The sequence below is a fragment of the Novosphingobium sp. B1 genome, assembly GCF_900176395.1.
In the GTDB taxonomy this organism is placed as follows: Bacteria; Pseudomonadota; Alphaproteobacteria; order Sphingomonadales; family Sphingomonadaceae; genus Novosphingobium.
Genome location: NZ_FWXL01000002.1, coordinates 142,763 through 162,914, shown reverse-complemented (window position 1 = coordinate 162,914; position 20,152 = coordinate 142,763). Strand labels below are relative to the sequence as shown.

Annotated in this window: 16 protein-coding genes and 2 pseudogenes; 13 read left to right on the top strand and 5 right to left on the bottom strand. The window is 63.0% G+C overall.

The features are described 5' to 3' along the window. The first annotated feature begins 3 nt into the window (after positions 1-3). Both B9A23_RS04350 and B9A23_RS04345 read left to right on the top strand, forming a co-directional pair. Positions 4-495, top strand: a complete 492-nt coding sequence (locus tag B9A23_RS04350; protein WP_254894977.1) for an aromatic-ring-hydroxylating dioxygenase subunit beta — start codon at positions 4-6, stop codon at positions 493-495. 10 nt (positions 496-505) lie between these two features. Continuing rightward, positions 506-1,429, top strand: a complete 924-nt coding sequence (locus B9A23_RS04345) for a ketopantoate reductase family protein (protein WP_084277642.1) — start codon at positions 506-508, stop codon at positions 1,427-1,429. A 6-nt stretch (positions 1,430-1,435) separates the two neighbouring features. Here B9A23_RS04345 and B9A23_RS04340 read toward each other — a convergent pair whose 3' ends face one another. Beyond that, positions 1,436-2,731, bottom strand: coding sequence for a Rieske 2Fe-2S domain-containing protein (locus B9A23_RS04340; protein ID WP_084277641.1), 1,296 nt, complete (start codon positions 2,729-2,731; stop codon positions 1,436-1,438). 207 nt (positions 2,732-2,938) lie between these two features. On the opposite strand from B9A23_RS04340, the gene B9A23_RS04335 reads away from it, so the two are divergent. The 4 genes from B9A23_RS04335 to B9A23_RS04320 are packed head-to-tail and all read left to right on the top strand — an operon-like array spanning position 2,939 to position 8,410. Beyond that, positions 2,939-5,377 carry a TonB-dependent receptor gene (locus B9A23_RS04335; RefSeq protein ID WP_084277885.1) on the top strand — a complete coding sequence of 813 codons (2,439 nt, stop codon included), beginning with the start codon at positions 2,939-2,941 and terminating at the stop codon, positions 5,375-5,377. Between the two features lie 35 nt (positions 5,378-5,412). Next, positions 5,413-6,321, top strand: a complete 909-nt coding sequence (locus B9A23_RS04330; protein WP_084277640.1) for a VOC family protein — start codon at positions 5,413-5,415, stop codon at positions 6,319-6,321. Further along, positions 6,318-7,433, top strand: a complete 1,116-nt coding sequence (locus tag B9A23_RS04325; RefSeq protein ID WP_084277884.1) for an FAD-dependent oxidoreductase — start codon at positions 6,318-6,320, stop codon at positions 7,431-7,433. The genes B9A23_RS04330 and B9A23_RS04325 overlap by 4 nt, the downstream gene beginning before the upstream one ends. A gap of 17 nt (positions 7,434-7,450) precedes the next feature. Beyond that, positions 7,451-8,410: a fumarylacetoacetate hydrolase family protein gene (locus B9A23_RS04320; RefSeq protein WP_139797317.1), complete on the top strand. Its 960-nt coding sequence runs from the start codon at positions 7,451-7,453 to the stop codon at positions 8,408-8,410. Between the two features lie 6 nt (positions 8,411-8,416). On the opposite strand, the gene B9A23_RS04315 is transcribed toward B9A23_RS04320, so the two are convergent. Next, on the bottom strand, positions 8,417-9,058 hold the full coding sequence (locus B9A23_RS04315) for a TetR/AcrR family transcriptional regulator (protein ID WP_084277639.1): 642 nt from the start codon (positions 9,056-9,058) through the stop codon (positions 8,417-8,419). A gap of 79 nt (positions 9,059-9,137) precedes the next feature. Here B9A23_RS04315 and B9A23_RS04310 point away from each other — a divergent pair, with 79 nt between their 5' ends. The 4 genes from B9A23_RS04310 to B9A23_RS04295 are packed head-to-tail and all read left to right on the top strand — an operon-like array spanning position 9,138 to position 13,738. Next, on the top strand, positions 9,138-10,124 hold the full coding sequence (locus tag B9A23_RS04310; RefSeq protein ID WP_084277638.1) for an MBL fold metallo-hydrolase: 987 nt from the start codon (positions 9,138-9,140) through the stop codon (positions 10,122-10,124). Beyond that, the gene (locus B9A23_RS04305) at positions 10,114-11,412 is read left to right on the top strand and encodes a fumarylacetoacetate hydrolase family protein (protein WP_084277637.1); all 1,299 of its coding nucleotides are present in this window, start codon (positions 10,114-10,116) and stop codon (positions 11,410-11,412) included. The genes B9A23_RS04310 and B9A23_RS04305 overlap by 11 nt, the downstream gene beginning before the upstream one ends. After that, on the top strand, positions 11,409-12,455 hold the full coding sequence (locus B9A23_RS04300) for an amidohydrolase family protein (RefSeq protein ID WP_084277636.1): 1,047 nt from the start codon (positions 11,409-11,411) through the stop codon (positions 12,453-12,455). Before B9A23_RS04305 ends, B9A23_RS04300 begins: the two co-directional genes overlap by 4 nt. Then, positions 12,452-13,738, top strand: coding sequence for an MFS transporter (locus B9A23_RS04295; protein ID WP_139797316.1), 1,287 nt, complete (start codon positions 12,452-12,454; stop codon positions 13,736-13,738). Before B9A23_RS04300 ends, B9A23_RS04295 begins: the two co-directional genes overlap by 4 nt. Positions 13,739-13,929: 191 nt before the next feature. Here the strand turns inward: B9A23_RS04295 and B9A23_RS04290 are convergent, their stop codons facing one another. Further along, positions 13,930-16,416 carry a glycoside hydrolase family 9 protein gene (locus tag B9A23_RS04290; protein WP_084277634.1) on the bottom strand — a complete coding sequence of 829 codons (2,487 nt, stop codon included), beginning with the start codon at positions 16,414-16,416 and terminating at the stop codon, positions 13,930-13,932. 11 nt (positions 16,417-16,427) lie between these two features. Continuing rightward, on the bottom strand, positions 16,428-17,330 hold the full coding sequence (locus B9A23_RS04285) for an alpha/beta hydrolase (protein ID WP_254895012.1): 903 nt from the start codon (positions 17,328-17,330) through the stop codon (positions 16,428-16,430). Between the two features lie 261 nt (positions 17,331-17,591). Here B9A23_RS04285 and B9A23_RS23250 point away from each other — a divergent pair. The 3 genes and pseudogenes from B9A23_RS23250 to B9A23_RS23245 all read left to right on the top strand — a co-directional run. Further along, positions 17,592-17,885 (top strand): annotated as a pseudogene (locus B9A23_RS23250) (NADPH-dependent oxidoreductase); the annotation flags it as partial. 262 nt (positions 17,886-18,147) lie between these two features. Then, complete coding sequence (locus tag B9A23_RS04275) at positions 18,148-18,891, top strand: cytochrome c oxidase assembly protein (protein WP_084277632.1); 744 nt, start codon at positions 18,148-18,150, stop codon at positions 18,889-18,891. Beyond that, the gene (locus tag B9A23_RS23245) at positions 18,888-19,559 is read left to right on the top strand and encodes a cytochrome b (RefSeq protein WP_139797315.1); all 672 of its coding nucleotides are present in this window, start codon (positions 18,888-18,890) and stop codon (positions 19,557-19,559) included. Before B9A23_RS04275 ends, B9A23_RS23245 begins: the two co-directional genes overlap by 4 nt. 13 nt (positions 19,560-19,572) lie before the next feature. On the opposite strand, the pseudogene B9A23_RS23500 reads toward B9A23_RS23245, so the two are convergent. Continuing rightward, positions 19,573-20,136 (bottom strand): annotated as a pseudogene (locus B9A23_RS23500) (cytochrome c); the annotation flags it as partial. Positions 20,137-20,152: the final 16 nt, after the last annotated feature.

Below are 20,152 nucleotides of genomic sequence, written 5' to 3'. Positions count from 1 at the left end.
GCGATGATCACGCGACCCGAGGCCGAAGACCTGCTCTATCGCGAGGCGCTGCTGCTCGACACCGGGGCCTGGCAGGAATGGCTCGATCTCTATGATCCTGACGCCGAGTTCTGGATTCCGGCGTGGAAGGACGAAACCACGCCGACCAGCGATCCCGCGTCCGAACTTTCGCTGGTCTACTACAAGGGCCGCCGGAACCTGGAGGACCGCGTCAAGCGGGCAACATCCGGGCTTTCGGTTGCGTCGACGCCACGGGCGCGCTGCGTCCATGGGGTGACCAACGTTATCGTGAGCGAAGCGCAGGACAGCGCGGCGCAGGTTTTCGCCAGTTTCACCGTGCACCGTTACGATGCCCGGGCGGAACGCAGCGACCTTTTCTACGGGCGGTACGAATACCAGCTGCGCCATGACAGTGGGCGCTGGCTGATTGCCGCGAAGAAAGTGATCCTGCTGAACGACGTGATCCCGACCGTTCTCGACTTCTATTCGATCTGAGGCGCCCGATATGACCGACCGCAATTCCGGCAAAAGCGTGGCGATCATCGGCGCAGGAGCGATGGGCTGCTTCTTTGCCGCACGTCTTGCCAGCAGCGGCGCTGAGGTGACCCTTGTCGACATCGACGCTGCACGACTGGCGATGCTTGAGGAATCGGGCATCGTGCTGGAGGCGGACGAGGGCGTGGTGACGGCCAAGGTCTCTGCCCGGCTCGCAGCCGATCTTGAAGGGCCCTTTTCGCTTGTCGTGGTATTCACTAAGGGCATGCACACCGCAGCGGCGGTCGCTTCGGTGGGGCATGTTGCAGGCGGCGGCACGCCGGTCCTGACCTTGCAGAATGGCATCGGCAACGCCGAGGTGATTGCCGCCCACTTTCCGGGCGAGAACGTGCTGATGGGCGTGACCGACTATCCCGCTGACCTCAAGGACGCGAGGACGGTGGCGTCTCATGGCAAGGGCCAGATCCGGCTGGGAGGCTTTTGCCCGCAAGCCATGGTGCACGTGCCCGACATCGCCGACCTGCTCAATACAGCCGGCCTGGACACGGTGGTAGATGACGAGGTGGAAGTCGTCATCTGGGAAAAGCTCGCTTTCAACGCGGCGCTCAATTCGATTGCCACGGTGACAGGGCTGCCGAATGGTGGGTTCGATATGGCGGCCGGGCATCGAATCATCGAACAGGTCGTTGCCGAGACCGTGGCCGTGGCAGGTGCAAAGGGAATCGCGCTGGACAGCCAGCGCATCCACGCCAAGATCGCATGGGCGCTGAAGCATCACCGTACGCACCAGCCTTCGATGCTGCAGGACCGGCTTGCAGGCCGGCAGACCGAGATCGACCAGATCAACGGCGCCATAGCGCGCGAGGCCGCAGCCCTGGGCCTGCGCGTGCCGGTCACGAGCACGCTGGCCGATCTGGTCAGGTTGGTGTCCTGAGCATACTCAAATCTGCGCCGGCACGCCGCCGCCATCGGTCTGAAAATCGGCAAGCAGTTTCTGCCGGACGTCCCTCCAATTCTCTTCCTTGGCAAAAGCGAAGCTCAAGGCGCGGATCGACGTATAATCGACCCTTGCGCCGGTGAAGGACAGTGTGCCGTCTTCATCGAACTGGCGCACAGCATCGAGCAACAGGCGGCGGGCGCGGTAGATCACGCGGTCGCAGGTGCCGAGGTATTCCTGGCTGCGATCGACGATCGCACCCATTGATTCCTGAACGGCAAAATCCTCGTAAGGGTTGCCGCGGTTGACGATGCCTGACCAATGGCCATCCTTCATCGCCGCGCGGTCCTGATGCCAGAGGTTGGACTCATCGCCCATGTCGGCATTGAAGTGATCGGGGTTGCCGCTCCAGTTGCCCATCAGCGTCAGGTTGCTGCCATCCACCGGCGCATCGACGTTGTACGAGATGTACCATTGCGCCGTGGTCACATCGTCGATCGGGATCGAGCAGCAGACAATACGCGGGCCGGTTGGCGCGGCGGGAATGAAGCTGAAGAAGGGCAGGGCGACTTCGCGAACCCGAGCATAGTCGTGGTCACCCAACTCGGTACGGATGGCGCCTTCGGTGAAGCCATAGGGCTTCTCATCGAATTCGAAGATCGGGGCGCCATCGCCCAGCATCATGTCGCTTTCCTCCTGAAACAATTCGCGGCCGATTGCACTGTCGAGGTTGGTGGCGTGAAGGAATGTTACGTGCGCGCTATCCAGCAGTGCTTCCAGTCCCTGGAGCCAGTTGGTCCGGATGATGCCGCGCAACGGAAACACGTGCGAGTCCGGCAGCTGCGTGAATTCGAAATCGGGGAAGGGGGGCGGGGTTTCCTTTTCGCCCATGTAGACCCAGACCAGGCCGCCGGCCTCATGCGTGGGATGACTGCGAACCGGAACGCTCTGCGCGAAGCGTTCACGCTGGCTGCGCGGTTCGGTGGGGGCATCGACGCACTTGCCTTCGACGCTGAACTTCCAGCCGTGGAAGATGCAGCGCAAGCCGTTGCCCTCGTTGCGGGCAAGGCGAAGGCTGGCGCAGCGGTGCGGACAGGCTTCCTGCAGAAAGCCGACGCGACCGTCTGTGGCGCGGAAGGCCACGAAATTCTCTCCGAACAGGCGAACTTTCTCCGGCGCACCATCGATCTCGAGCTTCGCGGAGCGGCAGGCCGGGACCCAGTATTCCCGCAACATCCGGCCCATCGGGGTACCGGGTCCGATCCGGGTAAGCAGGGTGTTGTCCGCTGAATTCAACATGTCCGATCTCCCAATCGTGGCCCAGTGGCAGACCGCTTCTGGCAGGCCCCAAGCTGTTGATCCCAAAGCTATGCAATTAATTCCTGTTGGCAAGAAATAATCGGCGGGTGGGACATCAGACCCGCTTGCAGAGCCAAATATTTCATGATAGCCGGAATTAATAATTCAGCAGCTCAGGAATAATGGGCGCGCAAAGGGAGATGGATGATGAAGCGATTCCCGCAGCACGTGTCTTTCGTCGCGATGGCTATGGCTGCCTTGCCGGCAGTGGCGCAGGCGCAAAGCGCAAATGGCGATGCAGCGGCCGGTCAGCTGGGCGAAATCATCGTTACCGCTGAACGTGTCAGCCAGAGCCAGCAGAAGACACCACTTGCGATCGACGTGGTTTCGGCAAGCGAGCTTGCCAACCAGCGGGTGACCCGCGCTGAAGACCTGTCACGCACGTCCCCGGCGCTCGCCGCTATCGGTGGGTCGGGCGGGACGACGACGTTCTATCTGCGCGGCGTCGGCAACAACACGGTGAACGCCTATTCCGACCCGGCCATCGCCTTCAACTACGACGGCGTATACGTTGGGCGGCCGAGTTCCACCTCCGGCGTGTTCTATGATCTTGCCCGGGTCGAGGTCCTGAAGGGGCCGCAGGGCACGCTCTATGGTCGCAACGCCACGGGCGGCGCCATCAATGTGATCCCCAATCGCCCGAAGCTCAACACAACCGGCGTCGAAGGAAATGTCGGCTACGGCAACTTCGACTGGTTGACCCTGCAGGGCGCGGTAAACCTGCCGGTTGGCGAGAATGTCGCGATCAGGGCAGCAGGCAACCTCTCGCACCACGACGCCTTCCTCAGCGATGGCACCGGCAACCAGCGTGAAGAGGGGGCACGCGTCCAGATCTACGCCGAGCCCAGTGCCGATCTCGATCTACGCTTGGCATTCGACTATGCACATCAGGGCGGCGCCAGCGCCTCGGGATACTACGTCGGTTCGGTGAATCCGACCTTCGGGCCGACCGGTTTTGCCGGTTACCGCTTCACTCCTTCGGGCCTTTCGACCCAGCAGGGTACCGGCGATCCCGCATCGCAGGCCTTGCTGGCATCGCGCTTTCTTGCGCAAGCCGGCCGGGCCGGAGCGGTGCAGGACGGGCGGCCTTCCAATGACAACAGCTATTGGGGCGTCACCGGCGAGCTCAACTACAAGACCGATGGCGGCACGCTGACGATCCAGCCCGCCTGGCGCGAAGCCAGTCTAGACTATGTTTTCACCAACATCTTCCGCGAGGCGGCATCCAAGGAGAAGGATCGCCAGGCCAGCGTCGAAGCGCGTTGGGCCGGCAAATTCGGTGATCAGGTCGACTATCTGGTCGGCGGCATGTACTTTGACGAGCGGATCTCGGCCACTGCTCGCTACAACCAGTTGACGCTTACGCCCTTCCAATCCTTCAAGACCAGCACGGAATCCTGGGCCGGTTTCGGCAAGGTGACCTTCCGGCCTGTCGAAGAGCTGAGCCTGACTGCGGCTGGTCGCTACACTTCGGACAAGAAGACCTTCAACGGGCTGTCGCAGGTCTACATCCTCTTCTGCGGGCAGCCGGGCATCGGCAATGTCTGCCCCACCTTGCCCCTGATGCCACGCGTTCAGTCGGCGGCGGACCTGGAGGCTTTCTATACCTCCAATGGCGTGCGCATAACGAACGTGCCGCTCTTCGTCTTGCCACCGGTGGCCGGTGGTTCGACGACCGCCCCGTTCGTGCTGCGCTCACCCATCCCGATCAATTCCGGGCTGAAGAACGACAAGTTCACCTACCGGCTTGCCGCGCAGTACGATTTCTCGCCGCGCAACATGGTCTATGCCAGCTTCGAAACCGGGTACCACGCCGGTGGCTTCTCGTTCGCGCGCGGACTGGAATCCTACGCGCCGGAAACGCTGGACGCCTACACGATCGGCACGAAGAACCGCTTCCTCGACAACAAGCTGCAGATCAATCTCGAAGGCTTCCTGTGGAAGTATCGCAACCAGCAGTTCAGCCAGTTCGGCTATGATCTTGGCAGCCCACCCTCGACGGTGTTCCTGACCCGGAACATCGGCAACAGCACGATCAAGGGCTTCGACCTTGACGTCGAACTGCTTCCGGCCAGCAACACGCTGCTCTCCGCCTCGGTGCAGTATCTCGACACCAGCTACGACAGCTTCGTCTACTTCGTGCCGAACCAGGGCCTGCCGCCCAACACGGCTTGCCCGTTCACGCCGCAGACCCAGACGACGCCGGGCGGGGTCATCAACGTTTTTGCGATCGACTGTTCGGGCCGGCCGGCGTTCAACGCGCCGAAATGGTCGGTCACTCTGAACGGCCAGCAGACCATCCCGCTGGACACGGTCAAGCTGGTCCTGCAGGCCAACACGCGGTTCCGCAGCGCCAACTTCGTTAGCGCGGATTACCTGCCCTATCTCAAGGCCCCGTCGACGTACGTCACCACGCTTTCGGCAACGATCGCGGCAGAGGACGATCGCTGGTCTCTCACCGGGTACATGTTCAACCTGGAAAACAACCAGCGCATCGTGAATCCTTTCACCAACAGCGCCAACCTGGTCGTCGCCAACGCGGAACAGCCGCGAACGTACGGCATCAGGGCAGGCTTCAAGTTCTGACATCGGCCAGCAGTTGCGGCCCGGAGCGATTTTCCATGACAGTCTCGGTTACCGACCTTCAGTATGTTGCCCTTGCCGTGCCGGACACTACGGCTGAAAGCGATTTCTTCCGCGATGTCTGGAAGCTGGAGCCTGCCGGCGAGCAGGACGGCATGGCCTATTTCGCCGCCGCCGGATCAGCGCATCCTTACGTGATACGGCTGCGGCAGGATGATGTGCGCAAGACCGATCTGATCGGCTATTCGGCGGCGAGCAGGGCCGATGTCGACGCGCTGTTCGGGCAAGTGCAGGCTTCCGGCGCCCGGATCATCAGCGCACCCGGCGAAGCGTCGGGGCCAGCCGGCGGCTATGCCTTCCGGGCCTTCGATCCCGACGGCCATGCCTTCGAAGTTGTGGCTGAAAGCCGCCAGCGTGACATGACGGAGGTGCCGCCGGCCATGGCGGTGCCGCTGCGCATCAGCCATGTCGTGCTTCATTCGCCGGCGCACAAGGCGCTCGAACAGTGGTATCGCGAGGTACTCGGCTTCCGTCTCTCGGACTGGCTGGGCGACTTCATGGTGTTCCTGCGCTGCAACCCGGCACACCACCGGCTGGCCATCCTGCCGGGACCACCGGCGCTCAACCACATCGCCTTCGACGTTGCCTCGGTGGATGCGCTGATGCGCGGCCTGGCGCGGATGAACGGAGCGGGCATTGAGTTGCAGTGGGGGCCGGGCCGGCACACGGCCGGCAACAATACCTTCACCTACTACACCACTCCTAACGGCAACACGGTGGAGTACACCTCCGACCTTGAAGAAGTGGACGAGGTAACCTGGCAGCCCAAGGTGCACACTCCGGGGCTAGAGACGATGGACCAGTGGGGCACCGGGCGGATCATCCCCGGCAACAAGCCCCATGCCGAAATGGCGCCGGACCCCGCGCTGTGGCAGGTGCCGGCATGATCGCCTCTGCACTTGTCATCGGCGGCGGCATTGCCGGGATGAGCGCGGCACTGGTGCTGAGCAGGCTGGGCGTGCCGGTGGATCTGATCGACGCCGATCCCGAATGGCGCACCTATGGTGCCGGCATCAGCGTTACCGGCACGTCGCTGAGGGCGCTTGATGACCTCGGGATGCTGGACGAGGTGCGGGCAAGGGGCAATGTCGCTTCGGGCATCAAGGGCCGGTCGCCGGACGGGTCGATCCTCTTCGAAGTGCCGCCGTCGCCTGATGCTCCGCCAATCCAGTGCAGCGGCGGGATCATGCGTTCGGAACTGCATGAGATCCTGTCGCTACGGGTCAAGGCCTCGCCAGTCAGGGTGCGTCTCGGCCTGAAGGTCGCCGGCATGGACGATCAGGGCGATAGCGTTGCGGTGGCCTTTTCCGACGGAACGCAGGGGAACTATGACCTCGTCGTGGGGGCCGACGGGATCTATTCCCAGACCCGCAACGCTTTGTTCCCCGATGCTCCACAGGCCGTATTCACCGGGCAAGGTTGCTGGCGCGCGGTCGCCCCAAGGCCCGAGGGCATGACCGGTACCGAGATGTTCTTCGGCGGGCAGGTGAAGCTCGGCTTCAACCCGGTTTCGTCAACGCACATGTATATGTTCGCGCTGGAGAATGTGCCTGACAATCCCCGCTACGCCGAACACGAGCTGGTCGATCGACTCAAGAAACTGCTCAACGGTTTCGGAAGCTATGTCGCGCAAGTGCGGGACGGGCTTGGTGCGCATTCGCTGGTCAACTATCGCCCGCTTGAATGGCAGTTGCTGGCTGACCCATGGTACAAGGGCCGCGTCGTGCTGATCGGCGATGCCGCGCACGCGACCACGCCGCACATGGCCTCGGGCGCGGGCATGGCGATCGAGGATGCACTGGTACTCGGGCGCGAACTTGCCGCGCACGATGGCATTGAGCAGGCCCTCGCGGCGTTCATGGCGCACCGGTTCGAACGCGCCCGGATCGTGGTCGAGAACTCGGTACGGATCGGCACTATCGAGATGACCGGTGGCGATCAGGTCGAGGCCAACCGGATGCTTGGCGGCACGCTCGCCGCCCTGCAGCAACCCTACTGACGAAAGCGCGAACGACCGTGGATATCACCGGCATTGCAACGATCCTCATTGACGGCGCACCCTGCGCCGTGGCTGTGCGCGGCGACAAGGGCCTGCCATTGGCCCGCGTCGGCATTGCCGGTGACATGCTGATGCTGCTCGGCCGGTGGGAGGAAACTTGCGAGGCGATCACCGCGCTGGGAGCAGATGCCTGGGCGCAGGCTGTCCCGTTCGACATGGGCACAGCGCTGGTGCCCTATGTGCCGAGACAGGTGTTCTGCACTGGCGCCAATTACCGCAAGCACGTGATCGGCCTGATGATGGGCGACCCCTCGATGCGCACCGCCGAAATGGCGGACAAGTCGCCCCAAGAACTGCGCGCCCACGCTGAACGGGTGATGGACGAAAAGGCCCGCACGTCGACCCCGTTCTGCTTCATCAAATTGCCCTCGGCGGTGATCGGCCCCAACGACACAGTGGTTCTGCCGCGTCAGGTTGAAAAGCCCGACTGGGAGCTGGAACTGGGCGTGGTGATCGGCAAGCGTTGCCGTCATGTCGCGCCGGAACAGGCAATGGACCACGTTGCAGGCTATGCCGTGGTCAATGACGTGACGGCGCGTGAGCTCATCTTCCGCAAGGACGGCTCGGCCGTTGGCCCAGATTGGCTGGCGGGCAAGAGTTTTCCCACATTCCTGCCCTTCGGACCCATGCTGGTGCCGCGCCGGAACGTGGCAGATCCCTACGCGCTGAACATCCGGCTTTCGGTGAACGGCAAGGTCTATCAGGACGAATCCACGCAGGACATGATAATCAGCATCGAACGCCAGATCGCGTTCCTGTCCAGTCTTGTCGAACTGCAGCCGGGCGGTCTGATCTGCACCGGATCGCCCTATGGCAACGGCTCGGCTTTCGGAGTCTACCTCAAGGACGGCGACATCATGGAAGGCGAGATCACCGGCCTTGGCAGGCAGCGCAACCCTTGCCTCGCGGAAGGGTAGCGGGCGTCAGCGCTTGCGCAGGCCGTCGAGCAGCAGGCGTGGAATGAACGCTTCGTATTCGCGCTCCAGTTCGGCGAGGTCAGTGCCCTCTGGCACCAGCATCTTCACCACTTCCTCGCCCGAATGGAAAAAGTCGCTGATCCCGATCACCGCGAGGTGCACGAAAAGGGGTGTGAAGTCGGTCAGATGCGCCCCGCCGTCCCGCTCCCGCAGTTCCTGGTAGGCGTCCACGGGCATGCGCTGCCATTCGCGCAGCTTCTCGCGCACCTCGGGCGAGCGCACGGTGCTCAATTCCTCGGCCATAAGCCGCTGCATGTAGCGTGCCGAGCGGGTGAAGCGGAAAGTGCGGTGAATCAGGTCTTCCAATCCGGCTGCGGGATCGAGTCCGGCAGGAGCGCTTTCCGTCTCGGCCTGCATCGTGATCTGCTGTGTGACTTCGAGCAGCAACGCCTCGCGCGAGCCAAAATAATAACGAACGAGGGCGGGGTCGGCGCCTGCTTCACGGGCGATCGCCGCGATGGTCACCTGCGCCGGGGTCAGTTCCTGAAGCAGCTTCTTGGCCGCCGCAATCAGGGAATCCCGACCAACGCCTTCTCCCGAGCCAACGGGCCGTCCCTTGCCGCGGCGCTGCTTCTTGCTTTCGCTCATTTGCGGACCTTAGCGCGCCACTTAATTCTTGAGAACAGGAATAAAACAGTTAGGGTTGCGCCGGGAGAAGGAGATCTGAATGGCGAACTGGGCCTTTACGCAAGGCGTCCATGACATCGGCAATGGCGTCTATGGCTATATCCAGCCTGACGGAACATGGGGATGGTCGAACGCGGGCTTGATCGTGTCCCGAGGGCAGACGTTGCTGGTCGACACGCTGATGAGCCGGAGCCTGACCCGGACGATGCTCGAGGATTTTGCCGCCGTCGAAGGGGGCGATCACATCGATCGGCTGGTCAACACCCACGCCAACCCCGATCACTTCGTCGGCAACAGTCTGGTCGAGGGCGCGGAGATAATCGCCACGGTCGAAACCGCGCGCGAAATGGGCGAGTTCGATCCCGTTCGCTTTGCCAGCCTCGCCGACAACTGGCAGGCGATGGGCGATGCCGGTGCGTTTCTGTGCGAGACGATGGGCCGCAAGTTCGACTGGAGCGATCTCGATGCGGTCGCCATGCCCAACCGCACGTTCGAGAAGGCGCTCAGCCTCAAGGTTGGCGATACTGCTTTCGAACTGATCGATCTCGGCCCGGCGCATACCTCGTCCGACACGATCGCCTGGCTGCCGCAGCAACGTGTTGTATTCACCGGAGACCTGCTGTTCAACGAAGGCCACCCCATCATGTGGGACGGCCCGGTCGAGAACTGGATAGCCGCTTGCGAGCACATCATCGCGCTTGATCCCGAAGTGGTGGTGCCGGGCCATGGTCCGATCACCGATGCGACAGCCGTGGCCAACCTGCGCGACTATTTCCGCTACGTCAGTGACGAGGCACGCGCCCGCTTCGAAGCAGGCATGGGCTGGAAGGAAGCAGGGCGCGACATCAACATGGCCGAGTATCGCGGCTGGACCGACCCAGAGCGGATCGTGGCAAACGTCTTCGCACTTTACCGAAACTGGGGTGCACCGCTTGCACCAGAGGACGGGCGCGACCTGTTCGGCGAGATGGGACGGTACGCCTGCGAACTGGCGGCCCACGGGGAAGGTTGCGGCCATGACCACTGAGTTCGCGCTCAACGTCACGCATGATCCCGCGCGGCGGTCATGGGTCGCGGCGGCCAACCTGCCCGGCACCGATTTTCCGATCCAGAACCTCCCGTTCGGGCTGTTCGAGCACGAGGGCCGCGTCCGCGGCGGCGTGGCGCTGGGCGATCGGGTGATCGATCTCGCCGCGCTGCACGCCGCAGGGGTGCTCGAAGGCCTCGCTGCACAAGCGGCCGCCGCCGCGTGCGGCGCGACTCTGGCGCCCTTGCTGGACTGCGCTCCAGCAGCCGTCAGCGCCTTGCGCGCGGCGCTGTCTGCCTTGTTCTGCGAAAGCAACGCAGGTCAGCGAGCCGTGCTGGAGGCTGTCCTGCTGCCGCTTTCCGAAGTCAGCCTGCGCTTGCCGGTGCGGCCGCCCGCCTTCACCGATTTCTGCACTTCCTACGATCACATTGCGCGAATGGGCCGGAAAACGCCCGGCCTTGCGGCGCTGTCCCTGCCGGTCGCCTATAACGGGCGCGCCAGTTCGGTTGCGGTGAGCGGTACCCCGGTGCAGCGGCCGCTTGGCCAGTTCGAAACCTCGCCGGGAAGCGGCGAGGTGCGTTTCGGCCCCGAACCAATGCTGGATTTCGAACTGGAGTTCGGTGCCTGGCTCCGGGGTGGCAATGCGCTCGGCCAGGCGCTGACTGTCGAGGAAGCCGAACAGGCGCTGTTCGGATGCTGTCTTGTCAATGACTGGTCGGCGCGCGGCATCCAGTTCTTCGAATCCGTTCTCGGGCCCTATCTCGGCAAGTCGTTCATTACGACAGTCAGCCCCTGGATCGTGACGATGGAGGCACTCGCCCCTTTTCGTATCGCGGCGCGCGGCCGCGGTGAAGGGGAGCCGCCGTTGGCAGTTCATCTGCGGGGCGAACGCGATGTTGCTGCAGGCGCCTTCGCGATCGAGTTGACGGCAGACCTGGCCGGACCGGGCCTGTCACCACAGCGCATCGTGCGGACCAACACGCGCGACCTCTACTGGACGCTGGCGCAGATGGTGACGCATCAGACATCCAACGGCGCGCCGATCGAAACCGGTGACCTCATCGCCACCGGGACCGTCTCAGGGCCGGAAGATGAAAGCCGAGCCTGCCTTGCCGAGATCACGCTCGGCGATGCCGCGCCTGTCGTGCTTGCCGACGGCAGCACGCGCAAGATGCTGGCTGACGGCGACACCCTTTTTATCCACGGCCGCGCAGTGCGCGACGGCTTTGTCCCCATTGGTTTCGGCGAATGTGCCGGCACCATCCTGCCCGCCCGGAGCGTAGCATGAGCCTGTTCACCTGCGGAAACCGCAAACCGATTCCCGTCAGCGCGCGAGGCAGCCATCTTGTCGTCGACATTCACTGCCACCTTGGGATACCGGCGGCCGATGCCATCGTGCAGGCGCGCTACCCCGGTCCGCCGCCCGGTATCAACGACTTCACCAGCGCCAAGACCAGCGAGGTCAACCGGGCGATGTTCGGCGCGATGGGGCGGACGCTCAACACGCTCGACACGCGGCTTGCCGACATGGACCGGCTAGGCATCGATGTTCAGGCGCTTTCGCCAAGCCCGGGGCAATATTTCTACTATACCGATGCCGAGACCGGGCGGGACGCCGCGCGCACGGTGAATGATGGCATCGCGGCCGCCGTCGCCAGTCAGCGAGACCGCTTCGTCGGTATGGGCACCGTGCCGTTGCAGAACACCGAACTGGCCGTGGCCGAGATGCGCCGCTGCGTGGCCGAGCTGGACCTGCGCGGCATCGAGATCAGCTCAAACGTCAACGGCGAGGACCTTCACGCCGAACGCCTTCGCCCGTTCTGGGCTGCTGCCGAAGAACTGGGCGTGCTGATCTTCCTCCATCCGCTCGGCTTCACCCAGGGCCAGCGGATGAGCGAGTATTACTTCAACAACCTTATCGGCAACCCGCTCGAATCCACGCTTGCCATCGGTCATCTGATCTTCAGCGGCACGCTGGATCGCCATCCCGGTCTGAGGGTCTGCGTCGCCCACGGAGGCGGCTACATGCCGGGGTACTGGGGGCGCATGGACCACGGCTGGCGGGCGAGGGCTGATTGCAGCGAACATTGCCAGCACGCCCCGTCAAGCTATCTGCGCAAGCTCTGGCTGGATACGCTGGTATTCGATCAGGACCAGCTCGACAGCCTTGTGCGGACGCACGGCGCCAACAGGCTCTGCCTTGGCACGGACTATCCGTTCGACATGGCTGAACCCGATCCGGTCGGTTTCCACGCGCGACTTGCAGATGCGGACAAGGCGCGAATTCTTGGTCTTAACGCGGCAGATCTTCTGGGATTGCGCGTCGCGTGACCGCTCCACCGCCTGCCCGGGGGAGCGCTGCCGCATCTTCCTGGGCATTGGCGATGCTGTTCATCACGAACGTGTTCAACCAAGGGGATCGGATGCTGTTCGGCGTGGTTGCCGAACCGATCCGCAAGGATATCGGCCTCACCGATACGCAATTGGCGCTCGCCAGCGGGTTGTTCTTCGTCCTGTTCAGCCTTCTCGGCGGGATATTCATCGCTCGCCTGATCGATCGTGGCAATCGCGTCCGCATTCTCGCTGCGGGCATAGCGCTATGGTCTTTGGCAACGGCTGCGACCGGATTTGCGCATGACTACCTGACACTGTCGATGGCGCGAATTCTTGTTGGCATTGGCGAGGCCACCGCGTTTCCGGTGGCCATGTCGCTGATACCGGATCTGTTTTCGGTGCGTGTCCGTGGCCGTGCCGTCTCGATCTATCAATCGAGCAATTTCGTCGGCATTGTCGGCGGAACGATCCTGGCGGGCGTGCTGGCAGCTTCGATGGGATGGCGCAGCATGTTCATCGTCTGCGGTCTGGCAGGTGTGATCGTCGCGACGGTAATGGTGCTTACGGTGACCGAGCCTTGTCGAGAAGCTGCAGGGGACAGGCAACCTGTAGATGCCTACTGGGCAGACCTGGCCAGCGGCTTTCGGCGTGTGCTGGCAAACAGCGATGTAGTGGTCCTGTCGCTCGGCCTTGGCTTTGCAACCATGATGGGCGCGGTGCTGGGGGCGTGGGGACCGGCCTTCCTGATCAGGGTTCACGGCGTTGCTCTTGGACAGGTGGGCTTGCTGATCGGGCCTCCGGTCGGGCTTGGCGGCATCATCGGAACGGTGGCTTCGGGCTTCATGGCCGACATGCTGGTAAAGCGCAGTGGACAGCCCGAGCGAATGCTGGTGCTGTCCCTGTTCTGCGTGCTGCTGGCTCTGCCCTTCATGGCGGGCTTCGTCTTCGCGGCCGATCTGCGCCTGGCACTTGTCAGTGCAGGGGCCATGAACTTTTTCCTCAGCGCGGTAATTCCGCCGATCACCAATTACACGATCAACCATGTCGGGCCTCGGGATCGTGGAGTTGCTGCCACAGTCCTGCTGATTGCGATGGGCCTCGTGGGCGGTGCACTGGGCCCGGCAATTGTTGGTGCAATCAGCGATGGAGGACAGGCAGCCCTGAGGCCTGATGCCTTGCGGAACGGTCTGGCTTTCATGCTGCTTTCGCCAGTTGCCGCCGGTGTGCTCGTGCTTGTGGCTCTGCGCGCCCTACATCACAATCGTACGATTTCTGACTGAATTTGTTCGCAGTTCTGTGGTTTCCTCGAACTTTGCCATGGTCTCTCCCATGTATGTGAATTCAGGGAGATAACCTTCCTTGTTGCTGATCGCGCCTCTGTCCGAATGAATCGCAAGCGGCCTCTACCGAAATCAACGGCAACGCGGCGGTCCCTTGTGGGGACCGCCCGCCGCACTGCATTGACTTATGTTTACTTCGCTTCTTGCGCGGCCGCGATCGCAGCCTTGGCCGCCAGGATGTAGGCCGATGTCGTGCTTACGGTATATTCGCTTTCGAACCACAGGAACGGCCAGTCGGGCTTGGCTTCGGGATAGTCTGGCTTGATCAGAATAACGCCGGGGACAAGACCACCGGGAATGAACGAATAGTCGGCGCGGTTGTGGCCATAGGCTGCCAGCTTCGACTGCGTACCGACGCCGGATACCAGCGAAAGGTTGTTGGCGGGATGGCGACCGAGCAGATAGTCTATGGCACGCAGCGTGTAGGACCCGTCCACGACATCGGGGAATGCACGATGAAGCATGAACATCGTCGAGCCGAACGCTGCCACTTCGTGCGAACCGGCCCACGAGCCTTCGCCGATTGGAACGCCAAACGGATTCTGGCCGACGCGAGCGTCGATCCTCGCCTTCGCCCTGCGGACCTGGTCCTTCATCCGGGCGCGATATCTGGCGTCCATGAAGGGAAGCACCCTTACGGCAGGCGCAGCCGCCTGATCGAAGTCACTTTCGATGAAGGGCAGCAACTCCTTCATGCGGCGCGCGTACGTGGCATCGCCATCGGTTGCCAGCAGCAGTTCGGCCGTGGCGGAGATGTCGGCAATTTCCGGCTTTCCGGAGGCAAAGCCGGCCCCGCGTCCAATTTTCTTCACGTGAAGCCGCGTGCGCTGGTTTTGCCAGACGGCCTTGGCAGCGGAGAGCGCTTCGCTCGCCAAGGACGGGTCTGAATCCTTGAGCGCGCGGCTGGCCGCCGCAAGGGCACCTACCATGTCGAGATCCGTGGCGGGCTGGTCGGTCGTGAAGGCCCAGCGATCGTCCGGTCGGCCCGAGCGGTCACCTTCGATCTCGTTGGGGCCGAGCTTGGGGTCAAAGAGCCGCCCGTCTGTCTGCGCGCCGGCGTCACCGAGATGAGTGTATTGCTGCAAGGTGGAATCGACGATGCCATCGATGGCATGGCCGAAGATCCGATATTGCGCCAGAAGCTGGTGCGTGCCGTGCCGTACCTGCTGGATCGCGTCCTCGACCCCGTCCGGCTTGCGGATCTGCACCTCGCGATTCTTCTCATCGACCGTTGTTTCGTCCCAATCAGTGCCGAACAGTTCGCGCGTCCAGACCAGATTCTTGATGACCCAGCTGTTGTCCGGCGTCTGGATGTCGAAGTCGCCCGCGTCCTGCCATCCGCCGACAGCAAGGCCGGGGATGTGCTCGCCCGGCTTGAACGGTGAATCCAGTTCAGGGCCAGTGTTGTAGGCATCGAAATGGGTAAGATTGGCCGGCGCCTGCCGCGTATCGTCCATGTGAGGGCGCGCCTGCCAGACCCGGTACTGCTCGCGAACGCTGACATGATCCATCTGCACCGGCAGGAAGGTGTCGAGCGAGGGCTGCCAGATATGGTCATAGGCATCCGCGGCGATGCGAAACGGATTGGTCGTCCGACCATCGTAGCGAATGGCATAGACGCCTGGCTCGCGGACGGCTGAAAAGTCGAAGGCGGCGTAATCATACCGCTTCCATCGGCCGCGCGGAGTGACTGCCGCGCGATAGACCGCCTTTTCACCGTCGGCATTGAGGCGGACCAGTTCCGCTTCTTTCGGTCCGCTGTAGTTTGGATCGAGTTCGATCAGGGCGGTCTTTTCGCGTCCGGGCGTGTACCCGGCCTGATTGAATGAAACCACGGGCATGCGGACCCAGTCCTTGATCCGGTTTGGCCGCATGTGCCAGACGACGGCGTCCTTCTGCGCCCCTTCGGCGATCAGCGAGCGCACGACGAACCAGCCATTCTGCGCGCGGTTTCGTGCATCGTAGAGCGCCAGCGCACCCTTGTCGGACGTGATCGTCACCCGCGTCATCGGGTCTTCGGGCGACAGCGTTATAGTGTTCGCGCCAGAGGCGAGCGGCTGCGGGTCACCGGAACCGTCCTTGGCCATCGGGCCTCCGGCATTGCGCGGAAACAGGCCCGGCGCCGCCCCCATCAGGAAGGTCTTTCCGAAATAGGCAGGCGGCACGAAATCGAGATTGAAACCGGCCTTGCCCGCAAGGTCCCTTGGCAGAGGCTTGTCGAGATCGACCGCGATGCGAAAGCCGTCTTCTTCCGGAGTCACGCTGACTTGATAGGACAGGTCCTGTTCCTTGAACGCCGATCTGACGAGGACCTGATCGGGCGCGGCGCCCAAGCTGCGACTGACGAAGAGAGGGACGGGGTCCCACTGCTCGGGTGTGGGATTGAGGCGTACGGCGCCGTCGGTCGCCACGCGCTCGCCGTGCAGGATCAACTGTATCCCGGCGTTCTTCTCGTCAAAGAAGATCGGGCTGAACTGGTTCTGGTCAATGATGACGCTGAGTCCCCGCCCTTCCAGCGTCTGTTGGGGGCCGAGCTTGAGCGGGTCCGCCATCGCGGCAGGCGTCATGGTGGCGAGCGTCGTGGCGGCCAGGAGGCGGCCGAAAAAGCTTCTGGTCATTCGCGATTTCCTCAGCGAGCCGGCTTGAGCCAGCCGTGCATTTCCATCCAGCGGGCAAAAGCTTCGAACCATCCCGTGCTGGTCGTGGCCTTCGGATACATGCCGAAGCCGTGACCGCCTTGTTCGTAGAGATGGAACTCGACCGGGCGCTTGGCCTTTTGCCAGCTTTCGATCAGGCCGAAGCCGCCATTCGAGAAGAAGGGATCGTCGGCCGCAAGCGCCACGAACATGGGCGGAGCTTCAGCCGGGACATCGACGGAGAACAGCGGGCCGTAGACAAGACCGATGAACGCGGGCTTTGCCTCACCGCCGGTAAGTTCGGTTGCCAGCGTCAACATGGCACCGGCAGAAAAGCCCACCATGCCAACGCGATCGGGATTGACATGCCATTCGGCTGCGCGCTTGCGGATCAGGGCAAAGGCTGCGCGGGAATCGGCAAGCTGCGGGGCCAGAGCCGCCATGCGATCCTGCGAGCTTTGCTGAGCCTGCTGCGGCGCACGTGTGAGCCCCGAGAACATTTCCTGCATCGACCTTTCGAACTCCGGCATTGTGGCCGGGGTCTGGTTAAGCCGGTATTTCAGCACGAAGGCAGCAACGCCCTTGGCTGCCAAGGCCTTGGCGACGTCAGACCCTTCGTTTTCCATCGAAAGCGTCCTGAAGCCGCCGCCTGGCGTTACAATCACCGCGGTCCCGTTTGCCTTCGCCGGGTCCGGCAGATAAGGCGTCAGCGTTGCGACCGTGACATTGCGGGCAAAGCGGCTGCCGTATTGCGAATGCCAGGATTCCGCGTTCTTTGCTCCTGGCAGTGGCCCTGTCCCGAGCACGATCGCGTCCGGCTGGGCCGGGATCGCAATGGGCGTCATGGCATCATTCTGGGCTTGCGCTGGCGTGGTGGTGGCAAGGGCAATCGTCATGATCGTAGTGGCGAACCATCCGAAATGTCGCGGGCGCACAGCTGATCGGCTCTCGGGCGTAACTCTCATGCCATCTCTCCTCGTTGGCGCGCCGGTCTTGTGACTGCCGAACGCTTCCTTGCGACTCTGGTAACGCTACCAATTGAGTTATGCAAGCCATTGCATCTGCCTCGGCTATTTTGCTCGCAGTTTTGCTTTCAGAACCGGGTGCAATCTGCGGCCGGAGGGAGCATGATGAAAATTGTCGACGCAATGATCGCTGTCCTCGAGCGGATGGACGCAGTCCTCTCGAGGACAGTGACGAGCAGGGGCACATGCGAAGCTACGGCAAGGTCGCCGTAGCCGCGATGGTTGGCAACGAAGACGGCGCGCACTTCTAGTTGGCGCACCCCTGAACGATGTCAGCTGGACCATTCCCGCCGTGGCTGCATGCTACTGGGTTGGAGAGGCGATGCGGTCGACCGATTTCAAGGATCTGGAGAAGACCCCTGGCAAGGTGACAGAGACTGCCAGATGGTGGTGGGTAATGCAGCGCACCTTGCAGGTTTGCTGTAGGTGTGACCCTACCCCGGTTAGAAGCGTCGCGGTTGCCGTCTTCATGCATATTCTGGTTTCGGGAACAAGGTACTGTCGCAAAAGCGATAAGTCGGCGCGTCTGCGGCAATCCGGGCTTCCGGATGTGCGGCGGTCGCGCCGTTTGGCTGGCCTTTCGCGTTTTGGCGAAACCAACTGGGCGGGCAGCGCGTTAGACGACGAGTTCATCTCGTATTCAGGGACGCGAATTGCATCAGGATAATCATAAAGTAAGGGTCCGAGGATGAACGGTCAGGTGCCCGGCATCCCGACGTGGCAGCCCTACTGCGGGGATGCGCCCTCTCCGGCGGGCTGGTTGTTGCAATGGAACTTCGATCCGCTGCTGATCGGTATCATGGCGCTGCTTGTCGCGCTCGGTCTGCGTCAGTTCCCGGCGACGGCGCGGAGCCAGATCGCTCTTCTTGCAGGCATGCTGGTCCTGTTCGTGACGCCGTTTTGCGCGCTCGGTTCGGCTCTGTTCGTGGCGCGGTCGGTCCACCATCTTGCTCTCATCCTCGTCCTTGCCCCTCTCCTAGTCAAAGCAGTCGGCACTCGCGCGTTCGGAGGCCTTTCGGTGGCTGCCGCAACGGTCTTGGAGACAGCAATCCTCTGGGCATGGCACGTGCCCTCCCTTTACGATCAAGCGCTCTCAAGCAGCCTCGTGTTCTGGATCATGCAATTGTCGATCCTGTTGAGCGCGGCTGCCTGGTGGGCCTCGGTGCGCAAGGCCGCGGCTCTTGAAGCGACAGCGGCCCTGCTGGCGCAAATGGTCCAGATGGGCTTGCTCGGCGCCTTGCTGGTTTTCACCGGTCGCGCAGTTTATGCCCCGCACTGGTTGACGACCTCGGCCTGGGGCCTGACGCCGCTTGAAGACCAGCAGATTGCGGGTCTGGTGATGTGGGTCGTGGGCGGCGGCGCCTACCTTGCCATTGTCTCGGCAATGCTGTGGCGGACCCTTGGTCCGGCAAGTCAGCCGCGCGCTGCATGAGGACAGATCTGCTAAGGTGGGCGCACTCCTATCGCAGCCGTGGGCGCTACACCCCGGTCGGCGTGACATTCCATTGGGTCATGGCGGCGGTGGTTATCTTCCAACTGGCGACAGGCTGGTGGATACAGCGCTATCTCGCCGGAGGGGACAAGCTTTCCGCCTACGCGCTGCATTCCCAGATCGGGTTAACGCTTCTCGCGCTGGGCCTGTTGCGCCTGTTGTGGCGGCTTGTGGTGCCCGGTCCGGTCAACGACGCGGACAAACCCGGCTTCTCCTCGACTATCGCTCATCTGACCCACGCAATCTTCTACGCGCTGTTTACGATCCTGCCCCTGTCTGGTTGGGCGATGTGGTCGGCGATCCAGCCGGCACGACCGCTCTTCCTCGGAGGCCTGATACCCGTTCCGGCCATGCCCTTCCACGATCTGTCACGCGCCTGGCAGTTCCGCGTGATGGATCTGGCGATGGACGTTCACGTGGCGGGCGTGATCGTGCTGGCGCTGCTGGTTCCGGCCCATGCGCTGGCGGCGATCAAGCATCACCTTATCGATCAGGATGATGTCTTCGAAGGCATGTTGCCCGAGTTGACTGACCGTCGCGAGCATCCCCAAGGCGCGAGGCATAGTCCGCCACCGCTTGCCGATCGGCCGGATGGAGCGCGCGACTGATGGTGCGCATCCCGCCACCACCGTCGCCATATCGCTCGCCCTTCGCCCAGGCATCGAGCTGGTGGGCGAGATACCGTGCGGGTTGGGCAGCCAGCGGCGGGTTGCCTGCGTCGCCTTTACCACCTGCGCCGTGGCAACTGGCGCAGGCCGCAATGCCGCGGGAAGGAATGCCTTCATGGTAGATGGCTTCACCTGTGCAATCCGTGCTGGGCGTGGCGGAGGCGGCCTGCAGAGGCAGGCGCGCGTAATACTTTGCGACTTTCTCGCGCGCTTGCAGATCGAGCCGTCTGGCGATCCTTTGCATCTGCGGGTTGCGCCGCGCGCCGGAGGCAAAGTTTTCAAGCTGGCGCAGGGCATAGCCTTCGTCGAGACCTGCAAGGCGGGGCGCCAGGTTGCCGTCGCCTTGGCCTCGGGTACTGTGGCAGGTCGAACAGGCGCTGTCAGGACCTGCTTCGCCGCCGCTGAACGCGACCGTTTCTCCGGTTGCCTCGAATGGGTCAATGGTCCGCACGGGCGAGGTGCATCCGGAGATGCTGAGGGCGCCAAGCGCAACGAGGAACGCGGAAGGGCGGGTCATAGGTCTCCCCTTCAAT

Excerpts from the sequence above, each read along its gene's own strand:
- B9A23_RS04350 (WP_254894977.1), top strand. The coding sequence starts at position 4 with ATGATCACGCGACCCGAGGCCGAAGACCTGCTCTATCGCGAGGCGCTG.
- B9A23_RS04345 (WP_084277642.1), top strand. The coding sequence starts at position 506 with ATGACCGACCGCAATTCCGGCAAAAGCGTGGCGATCATCGGCGCAGGA.
- B9A23_RS04340 (WP_084277641.1), bottom strand. The coding sequence starts at position 2,731 with ATGTTGAATTCAGCGGACAACACCCTGCTTACCCGGATCGGACCCGGT.
- B9A23_RS04335 (WP_084277885.1), top strand. The coding sequence starts at position 2,939 with ATGAAGCGATTCCCGCAGCACGTGTCTTTCGTCGCGATGGCTATGGCT.
- B9A23_RS04330 (WP_084277640.1), top strand. The coding sequence starts at position 5,413 with ATGACAGTCTCGGTTACCGACCTTCAGTATGTTGCCCTTGCCGTGCCG.
- B9A23_RS04325 (WP_084277884.1), top strand. The coding sequence starts at position 6,318 with ATGATCGCCTCTGCACTTGTCATCGGCGGCGGCATTGCCGGGATGAGC.
- B9A23_RS04315 (WP_084277639.1), bottom strand. The coding sequence starts at position 9,058 with ATGAGCGAAAGCAAGAAGCAGCGCCGCGGCAAGGGACGGCCCGTTGGC.
- B9A23_RS04310 (WP_084277638.1), top strand. The coding sequence starts at position 9,138 with ATGGCGAACTGGGCCTTTACGCAAGGCGTCCATGACATCGGCAATGGC.
- B9A23_RS04305 (WP_084277637.1), top strand. The coding sequence starts at position 10,114 with ATGACCACTGAGTTCGCGCTCAACGTCACGCATGATCCCGCGCGGCGG.
- B9A23_RS04300 (WP_084277636.1), top strand. The coding sequence starts at position 11,409 with ATGAGCCTGTTCACCTGCGGAAACCGCAAACCGATTCCCGTCAGCGCG.
- B9A23_RS04290 (WP_084277634.1), bottom strand. The coding sequence starts at position 16,416 with ATGACCAGAAGCTTTTTCGGCCGCCTCCTGGCCGCCACGACGCTCGCC.
- B9A23_RS04285 (WP_254895012.1), bottom strand. The coding sequence starts at position 17,330 with ATGACGATTGCCCTTGCCACCACCACGCCAGCGCAAGCCCAGAATGAT.
- B9A23_RS04275 (WP_084277632.1), top strand. The coding sequence starts at position 18,148 with ATGAACGGTCAGGTGCCCGGCATCCCGACGTGGCAGCCCTACTGCGGG.
- B9A23_RS23245 (WP_139797315.1), top strand. The coding sequence starts at position 18,888 with ATGAGGACAGATCTGCTAAGGTGGGCGCACTCCTATCGCAGCCGTGGG.